The sequence below is a fragment of the Actinophytocola sp. genome, assembly GCF_035762905.1.
GTDB lineage: Bacteria > Actinomycetota > Actinomycetes > Mycobacteriales > Pseudonocardiaceae > DASYTH01.
The window spans coordinates 1-11,629 of sequence record NZ_DASUCC010000066.1 but is presented as its reverse complement, the minus strand read 5'-3'; the positions used below and the strand labels follow the sequence as shown (position 1 = coordinate 11,629).

Here is an 11,629-nt window from a genome sequence, read left to right as displayed (position 1 = left end):
GGAGAAGGGACCTCACGTGGAGATCACCGGGATCATCTCGGCCCTGCTGATCGGGCTGGTGATTGGGGGGCTCGGGCGACTTGTCGTGCCGGGCCGGCAGAACATCTCGCTGCTGCTGACGCTCGGCGTCGGCGTGGTGGCCGCGCTGCTCGGCACCGCGGCGGCCAGCGTGCTCGGCGTCGCGGACACCGCGGGCATCGACTGGATCGAGTTGGCGATGCAGGTCGGCCTGTCCGGCGCGGGCGTCGCGGCGCTGTCCGGGGCGCGTACCAAGGTGACGCGGTAACTACGGCCGCACCTCGAACACCCGGTGCAGCCGGTTGGCCGCGATGCTCCGGAACCGGCTGAAACCAGCCCGGGCACACAGCCCGCGCAACTGCGCCTCGCTCGCCGCCGCGCCCAGCGCCCAGCCCCCCGGCTGGGCCCGGGCGGCCGGCGTACAGACCAAAGTGGACAACGAGTAGTACAACCGGCCGGCCTCGGTGAGGTTGGCGGCGACGGTCTCGCCGGCCACCGGCTCGACCAGCAGCCAGACGCCGTCCGGGGAGAGCGCGGCACGGATCCGGGCCGCCGCTCCCACCGGATCGGCCATGTCGTGCAGCGCGTCCAGCATGCACACCAGGTCGTAGCCGGCGCCCGGGAAGTCCTGCGCGCCGGCCACCTCGAAGCGCACCCGGTCGGCCACCCCGGCCTCCACCGCGGTCTTGCGGGCGTAGCCGAGCGACGGGCCGTGCAGGTCGAAACCCACCACCGTGGCCGCCGGGAACGCGCTGGCCAGCAGAATGGTCGCCGCGCCCCGGCCGCAGCCGACGTCGGCCACCCGGGCGCCGGTGGCCAGCCGGGCGGACATCCCGTCCAGCGCGGGGATCCAGTGCTCGACCAGGTGCGCCTGATAGCTCGGCCGGGTGAACCGCTCCAACCCGGCGAACAGATCGTGGTGGTGGTCGGCCCAGGAGAACCCCCGCCCGGTGCGGACCGCGTCGGCCAGCCGGCCCTCGATCTTGAACAACGCGCCGGCCACCATCATGCCGGCGGCGAGGAACTCCGGGCCGTCCTCGTCGGCCAGGCAGGCCGCCTGCTCCTCGGTCAGCCAGTACCGGCCGGTCTCCTCGTCGTAGCCGCAGTAGCCGGCCGCCGCCTGGGCGTTCAGCCACTCGATCACATAGCGCTCGTCGCAGTCCGCGGACGCGGCCACCTCGGCCGGGGTGGCCGGGCCGGCGTCGGCCAGCGCCCGGTACAGCCCGAGCCGGTCCCCCAACACCACGGTGGCGGCGTGCGCCGCGGTCGCGAGATCGGCGATCACCCGATCGGTGAACGCCGACCGATCCCCCAGGTCGGTCGTGGTCATACCGCCAGTCTTCGCTGGTAGGGTCGCGGCGACATCCGAGCCGACCACCCAACCACCACGGAACCGGTCACGGATCCCGGGTGAGGGGCGATGAACAGGGACGTGACGGCCGGGCATCTCGCCGGGGTCTCCGAGCGCGAGGCCGAGGTATTGGCCGCGCTCGGCGAACACCTGACCAATGCGCAGATCGCCGGTCGAATGCACATTTCCGTGCGCACCGTGGAAAGTCACGTCTCCTCGCTGCTGCGCAAGTTCGGTGTGGACGATCGGCGGGCGCTGGCCGATCTGGCGCCGACCGACCGGGCCGAGCGGAACGAACTGGCCGGCCGGCCGGTGGCCTGGACCAGCTTCGTCGGCCGGGAGCGCGAACTGGCCTCGGTGCTGGCCGCGCTGTCCGAGTCGCGGCTGGTCAGCCTGGTCGGGCCGGGCGGGGTCGGGAAGACCCGGCTGGCCGTGGCCGCGGCCGACCGGGCCGCCACCACCGCGCCGTTCGGCGGTGCGTTCGTCGACCTGGTGCCGGTCCGCGAGGGCTTCGTGGCCCAGGCGGTGGCCGCGGTGCTCGGCGTCACCGAGCACCCGCACCAGCCGCTGGACGAGGTGGTCACCGAGGAGCTCGGCCGGGGCCGGATGCTGCTCGTGCTGGACAACTGCGAGCACCTGCTGGACGCCACCGCGGCGTTCGCCGAGCGCCTGCTCGCCGCCTGTCCCGAGCTGACCGTGTTGACCACCAGCCGGGAGCGGCTCGGCGTGCCCGGCGAGCGCACCATCCGGGTGCCGCCACTGTCGTTGGTGTCCGCGGACACCGGCGGCCCGGCCGGATCTGAGGCGGAGGCGCTGTTCCTGGACCGGGCGCTGGCCGCCGACCCGGACTTCACCGACGAGCACTCCCGGGTGGGCGAGCTGTGCGCCCGGCTGGACGGCATGCCGCTGGCGATCGAACTGGCCGCGGCCCGCAGCGCCTCGCTCGGGGTGGACGGCCTGCTCGCCGGACTGTCCGACCGGCTGCAACTGCTCGCCGGCGGTCGCGGGGCCGACCACCGGCACCGGTCGCTGCGGCACGTGATCGACTGGAGCCACGACCTGCTGGACGACGCCGAACGGGCGCTGTTCCGCCGGCTCGGCGTGTTCTCCGGCGGGTTCGACCTGGACGGTGCGGTGTCGGTGAGCCCGGACGCCGACCGCGGGCAGGTGGCCGACCTGATCGGCCGGCTGGCCGACAAGAGCCTGCTGGTGCACCGGCGCGACGGTGGGCACAGCCGGTGGCGGCTGCTGGAGACCGTGCGGGTCTACGCGCTGGCCAAGCTGGACGCTGCCGGCGAGGAGGCCGACCTGCGCAACCGGCACCTGCTCTGGGCCGGCCGCACGGCCGACGATCTGGAGCGCCGGATCAGCGCCGGCAAGCCGTGGCGGGACGAGTTCGACGCGGTGGTGGACGACCTGCGGGCCGCGCTGGCCGGCGCGCCGGCCGGGCCGGGCCCGGACGCGGTGACCCACCGGCTGGGCCGCGCCCTCGGTCACCTCAGCTACGCCCGCGGGTTCATGGTGGAGGGCGGGGCGCACTACCGGGCCACCGCCACCCGCGCGCCGCACCCCGGCCAGGCCGCCGCCGACCTCCGGCTGGCCGCCGACGTCGCGCTGGCCAACATGCGCGGCGACGAGGCGTTCGACCTGCTGATCGAGTCCGCCCGGCGGGCCGAGACGGCCGGCGACGACGGAGCACGGGCCACCGCGCTGGCGTTCGCCGTGGTGATCGCCGACCGGGCGCCCGCGGACTTCCCGGAGGAGGTCCCGCACGAGCGGCTGCGCGACCTGCTGCAGACCGCGGCGAAGATCGCGCCGCCGGGCGATCCGGTGGTGGCCGCCTACCTGGCCGCGGCGACCGCCTGGAACGCCGAGCCCACCAAGATCACCCCGGACCGGGACCTGTCCGCCGCGGCGCTGGCCGCCGCCCGGGCCATCGACGACCCGGCGTTGATCAGCGGGGCGATGGACGCGGTCACCGCGACCATGGCCATCTCCGGCCGGATGCGCGCGGCGTTCGAGCTGACCGCCGAGCGGGTCCGGCTGCTGGATCGGTTGCCCCGGCACGACCCGAGGGCCGGCTTCGAGGTCACCGACATCTTCCACATGGCCAACGAGTTCGCCCTGATGGCCGGCGAGGTCCCGGCCGCGCTGGCCAACGCGCGGCGGGTGCAGTTCGAGGCGGTCATGCTCGGCCAGCCGCACAACTCGGCCAGCCAGCTGGTGCTGCCGCTGGTGCTGCGCGGCGCGTTCGACGAGTCGCTCGAGCACGCCGATCAGATGTGGCGGGCCTGGCAGCGGGCCGGCCGGCCGGCGGCCCGCTGGATGGCGCCGTCGGTCTACGCCACCTCGCTGGTGCACGGCCTGCGCGCGGCGGCGGCGGACCGGCAGTCCTGGCGGGACAACGCGATGCTGGTGATCGGCGGTCCGGATCCGACCCGGCACCGCAACATGTACATGTTCTCGGTGTTCGCCGACGCCCGGGTGGAGCTGCACCTCGGCCGGCTGGACCGGGCACTGGCCCACGTCGCCGAGGTGGCCACCCCCGGCCAGGAGTGGTACGCCACCCAGCACTGGTACTACGACGCCTACGCCTGGGCGATCGCCGCGGAGGTGGCCGTCGTTGCCAGGACCCCGGACGCGGCCGCACGGCTGGCCGCCGCCGAGCCGGCCGGTGCGGAGAACCTGTGGGCGGCGGCGTGCCTGGACCGGGCCCGCGGCCGGCTCGGCGACCCCGCCGCGCTGGACCGCTCGGTGGCCACCTGGGAGCGCATCGAGGCCCGGTTCGAGCGGGCCTGCACGCTGCTCCTGATCGACGAGCGGGCCGGCGAGGGCCGGGCCGAGCTGGCCGCGCTCGGCTGCCCGCTGCCGTGACCGGGCTACCTCACGTTCCCCGGCCCGGCTCCTCGAGATCGGCGCGCAGCAGCCCGTAGAGCGCCACGTCGCGGCGCACCCCGCCGCGCAGTTGGGCGCCGCGCACCACGCCCTCGTGAGTGAAGCCGGCCTTGTGCAGCGCGCGCTGCTCGGCCGCGTTGTCCACGTCGGTGTGCGCCTCGATCCGGTCCAGCTCGGAGGTGGCGAACAGGTACTCGGCGAGCAGCCGGTGCGCGGCGGTGCCGAGGCCGCGACCACGGGCCGCGGGCACCAGCCCGATGCCGATCCGCCAGGCCAGACAACCCAGCGTGCCGCCGTAGCTGACCACGTGCCAGCTCACCCCGCCGACCGGCATCTGGGCCGGATCGAGCACGGTCAGCCAGGCGCTGTGGTTGGGCGGCAACGGCGTCGGCCGGCGGTCCTGGTCCAGGTCGAACTCGCTGACCGTCGCCTCGAGCGCCCACTCGCGTTCCCCGCGCAGCGGTTCGGCCAGCGCCACCCCGTCCCGCTCGGCCACGATCACCCGCTCGCCGGTCTCCGCGCGCAGATCGGTGCGCAGCAGCCCGTAGTGCACGTAGTCCCGGCGCACCCCGCCCCGCGGCGCCACCCCGCGCAGCACGCCCTCCGGCTGGAAGCCGGCCCGGGCCAGCGCCCGCCGCTCGGCGACGTTGTCCACCTCGGTGCCCGCCTCGATCCGGTCCACGTCCGTGGTGGCGAACAGATGCTCCACCAGCAGCCGCTGGGCGATCGAGCCCACCCCGCGACCCCGGGCGGCGGGCAGCAGTCCGATGCCGATGTTCCAGGCCTCGCACGGAACCGTGCGGCCGTAGGTGACCCCGTGCCAGCTGACCGAGCCGAGCAACGCCCCACTGGTCTCGTCGAGCACCGCCAGCGCGTGCAACGTGAGCGCGACGGTCGTCTCGCGCCCGTCGTCGTCGACGTCGAACGCCCCGTCGTCCTCGGCCCGCAGCCGGTCCCGCTCCCCGTCGAGCAGTTCGGCCAGCACGACGCCACCCCGGCTGGCGATGATCTTCCGGTCGGCAAGGGCCGACTCGTACGCATCGGCGCTCATGCGCGCACCGTCAGCCCGACTTTCTGGAACTCCTTCACGTCCGAGTAGCCGGTCTTGGCCATCGCCCGGCGCAGCCCGCCGAACAGGTTGACCTCGCCATCGGGGTCGCTGGACGGACCGAACAGCAGGGTGCGCAGATCCACCTGGTAGTCCTCGATGACGACCGGCACGACCCGGCTGCGCGGCAGCGACGGGTGGGCGGCGGCCGCGGTCCAGTACAGGCCCCGCCCGGGCGCCTCGGCGGCCCGGGCCAGCGGCGAGCCGAGCATCACCGCGTCCGCCCCGCAGGCGATCGACTTGGCCACCGCCCCGCTGGTCTCCACTCCGCCGTCGGCGATCACGTGCACGTACCGGCCGCCGGTCTCGTCCAGGTAGTCCCGCCGGGCCGCGGCGGCGTCCACGATCGCGGTCGCCATCGGCACCCCGATGCCCAGCACGTCGCCGGTGGTGGTGACGGAGTAGTCGGAGCCGTAGCCGACGATCACCCCGGCGGCGCCGGTGCGCATCAGGTGCATCGCGGTGCGGTAGTCGTGCACCCCGCCGGCGATCACCGGCACGTCCAGGTCGGCGATGAAGCTCTTGAGGTTCAACGGTTCCGCGTCCCGGGCCACGTGCTCGGCGGAGACGATGGTGCCCTGCAGCACGAGAATCTCCACGCCGGCGGACAGCAGCGCCGGGGTGAGCTCGGCGGCCCGCTGCGGGCTGACCCGGGCGGCCACCGTCACGCCGGCCGCGCCCACCTGCTTGACCGCCTCGGTGATCAGGTCGAGCCGGATCGGCGCGGCGTGCAGTTCCTGCAGCAGCGGCACCAGTCGATCGTCGCCGCCGTCGTCGTTCTCGGCCCGCTCGAACAGTTGGGTCAGCGCCTCGTCCGGGTTCGGGTGCCGCGCCCAGAGCCCTTCGGCATTCAGCACGGCGAGTCCACCAAGCTCGCCGACCGCAACGGCGGTCGCCGGGGATACGATCGCGTCGGTCGGGTGGGTGATCAGTGGAATGTCAAACCGGTACGCGTCGATCTGCCAGGTGGTCGACACGTCCTTGGACGAGCGGGTGCGCCGTGACGGAACGATCTCCACCTCGTCCAGGCCGTACGCGCGCCGGGCGGTCCGGCCCATGCCGATCTCGACAAGATCACGCATGCAGGTCCCCTTCCCGATCCGGTCGTCGCGAGCCTATTCCCCGGCGGGAGCCGGTGCCGCACCAACTCCGTCTCATCGGGCAACTGCTGAGTCCGGCCGTTTGGCGGGCAGAACTAGACGTGGGCGATCAGCTACCGTGAGCAGCTTCAGAAGCGGTCGCTCCGAACGTCGGACAGTCCAGGGCAAGGGAGCTTCATTTGGCGCGGGGGACACACGTCACCTTCGGAGCGGTGTTCGCCAACGGCGAGTTCCGTGCTCTGTGGGCGGCCGAGGCGCTGTCCCAGATCGGCGACCAGCTGGCCCGCGTGGCGTTGGCGATCCTGGTGTTCACCGAGACGGGGTCGGCGGCGCTGACCGGGCTGACCTACGCGCTGACCTTCGCGCCCTCGTTCCTCGGCGGGATCTTCCTGTCCGGCCTTGCCGACCGGTTCCCCCGCCGCGGGGTCATGGTGGTCACCGACGTGCTGCGGGCCCTGCTGGTCGCGCTGGTGGCCATCCCCGGCGTCCCGTTTCCGGTGGCGTTCGTGCTCATCGCCGGGATGTCGTTCCTCCAGGCGCCGTTCAAGGCCGCGCAGCAGGCGATGCTGCCCTCGGTGCTGCCCGGCGACAGCTACGTGGTCGGCATGGGCATCCGCACGATCACCGTCCAGACCGCCCACATGATCGGGTTCGCCGGCGGCGGGTTCCTGGTCACCCTGCTCGGCCCGTACCTTGCCCTCGGCATCGACGCGGCGACGTTCCTGATCTCCGCGGCACTGGTGCGATTCGGCGTCCAGAACCGGCCGGCCGCAACCGACAAGAACAACCGCCGCTCGATGGCGGCCTCGGTGGGCGCAGGCGCCGGTCACATCTGGCGGGACCGGGGCGCCCGGGTGCTCGTGCTGTTCTGCTGGCTGTCCGCGTTCCTGATCGTCTACGAGGGCCTAGCGGCGCCGTACGTCAGCGAGATCGGCGGCAACACGGTCGCGGTGGGCCTGCTGCTCGCCGCCGACCCGCTGGGCAGCGTGATCGGCGCTTTCCTGTTCAGTCGGTTCGTGTCGGCCGCCGCCCGGCCGAAGACGTTGGGCCCGCTGGCGATCCTGGCCGCGTTGCCGCTGCTGCCGTGCTTCCTCGCGCCGAACCTGGTGGTGTCCTTCATCATGTTCGCGGTGGCCGGTGCGCTCGGGACGGCGCTGCTCATGCAGGCGAACGCGCAGTTCACCCGTGGTGTACCGGACGAGATCCGCGCGCAGGCGGCCGGACTCATGAACTCAGGGATCGCTACGGTTCAAGGGCTCAGCCCGCTCTTCGCCGGCCTACTCGCCGACCAACTGGGCACCACGAAAACAGTTGGCATTGTCGGGGTCATCGGCCTGGCCATCGCCATACCTGCCGCCATTGCCTGGCGCCGGGCTATGGCGGCTGACCCAGACCGCTGGCTCCACGTTGCTGACGATGAGTAATCAGGCTTCACGTGAACGCATAGTGATTCACCTCCGGTAGCCGGGTTAGCATGCCACACCCTCCCATCTGCCTGACAGCCTGTGGTGCGACAGATACCCTTGGCAAAAGGAGTGACGACTACACCAGGACCATTATGAGCCAAGTTGGCGCGCTCGCCCATAGGTTGGCCAGAGCACTGTCCTGGCCCACTCGGTGGGCAATGTGGTCGGCCGCTCGGCGGCCGTGGATCATCTACGCGCTGACCTGCGACGTTCTGGCCGTCGCACTGACGGCGGCGGACCTCACCGGCCACCGGATCAGCGAGGCCGACCTGCGGTGGTTCGGCATCCTGCTGGTGCTCGGCATCGGCCAGGCCGAGATGTCCCGTCGGATCGAGCGCGTGCGCCGCTGGATGGGTGGTCAGACTCACATCAACGTCACCTCGGTGTGGTTCGTGGCCGGCGCGACACTGCTCACTCCCGGATGGAACGCGCTGCTCAGCGCGTTCCTCTACCTGCACATCTGGGCGCGGGTGTGGCGGCAGGTGCGCAGCAGGCCCGCGCACCGCGTGGTGGTCAGCACCGCGCTGATCATGCTGTCCTGCTTCGCCGCGTCTTACGCCGTCCGCGCGTCCGGATTGGGCGATCTGGCAGACGCCCCGCCATCGACCATTCAGGGCACGGGAGTGGTCATTCTCGGTGCCGCATCCTTCGAGTTGGTCAACCTGGTGCTCGTCGCGATCGCGATCTATCTGTATACAGAGGAACGGTCTGTCACCGACCTGCTCGGCACGTGGGCGGACAACGCCCTCGAACTGGTCACGCTGTGTCTCGGCGGGCTCGTCGCGCTTGCCCTGGTGTACCAACCGTTCCTGGTGCTGCTGGTGTTCCCGCCACTGATCATGTTGCACCGCAACGTGCTGCTCAAACAGTTGGAGGTCGCGGCGGCGACCGACGACAAGACCGGCCTGTTCAACGCGTTCGGCTGGCGTGATCTCGCCTCGCGCGAACTGGCCAGGGCGCAGCGCAGCCACTCGGCCTGCGGCGTGCTGATGGTCGACCTCGATCACTTCAAGCGGGTCAACGACACCTACGGGCATCTGGCGGGCGACTCCGTACTGCGGGCCGTCGGTGAGTTGCTGCGCGCGGAGGTCCGCGACTACGACGTGGTCGGCCGGTTCGGCGGCGAGGAGTTCGCCGTGCTGCTGCCCGACATCACCGAGCAGGACTCGATCGCCATCGCCGAGCGGATCCGGGCCGCGGTCATGAAACTCGAGGTCTCGGTCGAGATCAACGATCATCGGGTGGCGACGATCTCCGGGCTGTCGGTGTCCATCGGAGTGGCGGTCTGCCCGGAGTCCGGGACGGTCGTCGACCGGCTGCTGCTGGCCGCCGACACCGCGCTGTACAAGGCCAAGAACGACGGCCGCAACACGGTCGTCAGCGTCGGCTCCAGCGTCTGACCAGAAATCCGCCAGTCCCGGTGTTTGGCGCCGCGCGATGCTGGGTATGCCATAACGAAACGAACCAGGGTGGTGACGGCGCGGACCGAGAGCCGGTGTTGATCACCAGGCAGGGCCCGAAAGTGGCCCGCAGCGGGTAACCTTGTGTATTCCTTTTCGGCTACGCAAAGTCATTTTGCATTCGCCAACAACAGTGTCCGACTAACGTACGGATATCGAACGTTCCACGCCGGGAATTCGATCAGCGGATCGTGTAGTTGGGCGCCTCGACGGTCATCGTTATGTCGTGCGGATGACTTTCTTTGAGACCGGCGGCGGTAATTCGCACAAGCTGCGCCCGTTGCAGGTCCGCAATCGTTCGGGATCCCGTGTAGCCCATTCCGATGCGCAGGCCGCCGATGAGCTGGTGCACGACCTGGGACAGCGGCCCCCGGAACGGGATCCGGCCCTCGATGCCCTCGGGCACCAGCTTGTCCTCGGCGAGCTGGTCGTCGACGAAGTAGCGGTCCCGGGAGTAGGACTTGGCCTCGCCCCGGGACTGCATCGCGCCGACCGAGCCCATCCCGCGGTAGACCTTGAACTGCTTGCCGTGGTGCAGCACCAGCTCGCCCGGCGACTCGGCGGTGCCGGCCAGCAGGCTGCCGAGCATCACCGCGCCCGCGCCGGCCGCGATCGCCTTGGCGATGTCCCCGGAGTACTGGATGCCGCCGTCGCCGATCACCGGCACGCCGGCCGGCTGGCAGACCTGTGCGGCCGAGTAGATCGCGGTGATCTGCGGGACGCCCACCCCGGCAACCACCCGGGTGGTGCAGATCGAGCCGGGGCCGACGCCGACCTTGACCCCGTCCGCGCCGGCGTCCACCAGTGCCTGGGCCCCGGACCGGGTGGCCACGTTGCCGCCGACCACGTCCACGGTGTCGCGCAGCTCGCGCTTGAGCCGGGCCACCATCTCCAGCACGCCGCGCGAGTGGCCGTGCGCGGTGTCCACCATCAGCACGTCCACGCCGGCGTCCACGAGGCTCATGGCGCGCTTGTAGGCGTCGTCCCCGACGCCGATGGCCGCGCCGCACAGCAGCCGGCCGTCGGGATCCTTGGTGGCGTTGGGGAACTGCTCGGTCTTGACGAAGTCCTTGACCGTGATCAGGCCGGAGAGCTTCCCGGCACCGTCCACGATCGGCAGCTTCTCCACCTTGTGCCGGCGCAGTAGCCCGAGCGCGGCGTCGGCGGACACCCCCACCTGCGCGGTGACCAGCGGGCCGTTGGTCATGACGTCGCTGACCAACTTGGTGTGGTCGACCTCGAAGCGCATGTCCCGGTTGGTGATGATGCCCACAAGCTTGCCGGCCGCGTCCGTCACCGGCAGCCCGGAGATCCGGTAGCGGGCGCACATGGCGTCCACCTCGGCCAGCGAGTCGTCCGGGGAACAGGTGACCGGGTCGGTGACCATGCCGGCCTCGGACCGCTTGACGGTCTCGACCTGGCTGGCCTGTACGTCGATGGGGAGGTTTCGCTGGAGCACCCCGATACCGCCCTGGCGGGCCATCGCGATGGCCATCCTGGACTCGGTGACGGTGTCCATCGCCGCGGAGGCGAGGGGGACCCGCAGGGTGACGTTGCGCGACAGCCGGGTGCCGGTGTCGACCTCGCTGGGGACCACGTCGGACGCCGCGGGTAGCAGCAGGACGTCGTCGAAGGTCAGGCCGAGCATCGCGAACTTGCTCGGTACCTCGAAGGAGGTGAGCTCGCTGGTCATGGTTGGTGGCGGACCTTCCTACGCCTGACATCTGCGCCCGCCTGTCGTTTTCCCAGGCGAGGCCGTTGGGACCATGGTATCTGGACAGTGTCCGGGGCCCGCCCGGTACCGTGCGAGACCGTGCCGCACGACGCGTTGCCCCCAGACCCCTTCGCGGGAGACCCGGACGACCCAGCCCGGGCGATCCTCGACGCCGATGACGAGGTCGACCGCCCGATGGCGGAGGACGAGCGGGCAGAACTGGTCTCCGACCTGGCGGATCTAGCGGTCTACCAGGCACTGCTCGAGCATCGCGGGGTCAAGGGGGTGGTGGTGGACTGCGGCGAGTGCGAGGAGCCGCACTACCACGACTGGGCCCTGCTGCGAGCGAGTCTCGAGCAGTTGTTGTCCGACGGCCGGATGCGGCCGCACGAGCCCGCGTTCGATCCAGATCCCGGCTCCTATGTCAGCTGGGAGTACTGCCGAGGGTTCGCCGACGGCGTGACCGCGAGCGAGAGCGCCCGCTGACAGCACTGTGCGCCGGAGCCGCAGGTTCTGA

At 71.6% G+C, this 11,629-nt stretch carries 9 protein-coding genes; 5 read left to right on the top strand and 4 right to left on the bottom strand.

The annotated features are described in order from the left end of the window. Positions 1 to 16: 16 nt before the first annotated feature. Positions 17 to 286, top strand: a complete 270-nt coding sequence (locus VFV67_RS12970; RefSeq protein ID WP_326469950.1) for a GlsB/YeaQ/YmgE family stress response membrane protein — start codon at positions 17 to 19, stop codon at positions 284 to 286. Here VFV67_RS12970 and VFV67_RS12965 read toward each other — a convergent pair whose 3' ends face one another. Next, positions 287 to 1,348: a class I SAM-dependent methyltransferase gene (locus VFV67_RS12965; protein WP_326469949.1), complete on the bottom strand. Its 1,062-nt coding sequence runs from the start codon at positions 1,346 to 1,348 to the stop codon at positions 287 to 289. A gap of 90 nt (positions 1,349 to 1,438) precedes the next feature. Here VFV67_RS12965 and VFV67_RS12960 point away from each other — a divergent pair, with 90 nt between their 5' ends. Further along, positions 1,439 to 4,243, top strand: coding sequence for an ATP-binding protein (locus tag VFV67_RS12960; RefSeq protein WP_326469948.1), 2,805 nt, complete (start codon positions 1,439 to 1,441; stop codon positions 4,241 to 4,243). 10 nt (positions 4,244 to 4,253) lie between these two features. On the opposite strand, the gene VFV67_RS12955 is transcribed toward VFV67_RS12960, so the two are convergent. Both VFV67_RS12955 and VFV67_RS12950 read right to left on the bottom strand, forming a co-directional pair. Beyond that, on the bottom strand, positions 4,254 to 5,315 hold the full coding sequence (locus tag VFV67_RS12955; RefSeq protein ID WP_326469947.1) for a GNAT family N-acetyltransferase: 1,062 nt from the start codon (positions 5,313 to 5,315) through the stop codon (positions 4,254 to 4,256). Then, the gene (locus VFV67_RS12950; RefSeq protein ID WP_326469946.1) at positions 5,312 to 6,454 is read right to left on the bottom strand and encodes a GuaB3 family IMP dehydrogenase-related protein; all 1,143 of its coding nucleotides are present in this window, start codon (positions 6,452 to 6,454) and stop codon (positions 5,312 to 5,314) included. Before VFV67_RS12950 ends, VFV67_RS12955 begins: the two co-directional genes overlap by 4 nt. A gap of 197 nt (positions 6,455 to 6,651) precedes the next feature. Between VFV67_RS12950 and VFV67_RS12945 the strand changes: the two genes are divergently transcribed. Beyond that, positions 6,652 to 7,896 (top strand): MFS transporter, encoded by a 1,245-nt coding sequence (locus VFV67_RS12945; protein WP_326469944.1) that lies wholly within the window; start codon positions 6,652 to 6,654, stop codon positions 7,894 to 7,896. A gap of 200 nt (positions 7,897 to 8,096) precedes the next feature. Beyond that, the gene (locus VFV67_RS12940) at positions 8,097 to 9,338 is read left to right on the top strand and encodes a GGDEF domain-containing protein (protein WP_326469942.1); all 1,242 of its coding nucleotides are present in this window, start codon (positions 8,097 to 8,099) and stop codon (positions 9,336 to 9,338) included. Between the two features lie 241 nt (positions 9,339 to 9,579). Here the strand turns inward: VFV67_RS12940 and guaB are convergent, their stop codons facing one another. Further along, positions 9,580 to 11,091 (bottom strand): IMP dehydrogenase, encoded by a 1,512-nt coding sequence (guaB, locus tag VFV67_RS12935; protein ID WP_326469941.1) that lies wholly within the window; start codon positions 11,089 to 11,091, stop codon positions 9,580 to 9,582. Positions 11,092 to 11,211: 120 nt separating this feature from the next. Between guaB and VFV67_RS12930 the strand changes: the two genes are divergently transcribed. Beyond that, positions 11,212 to 11,598, top strand: a complete 387-nt coding sequence (locus VFV67_RS12930; RefSeq protein WP_326469939.1) for a DUF5319 domain-containing protein — start codon at positions 11,212 to 11,214, stop codon at positions 11,596 to 11,598. Positions 11,599 to 11,629 lie beyond the last annotated feature (31 nt).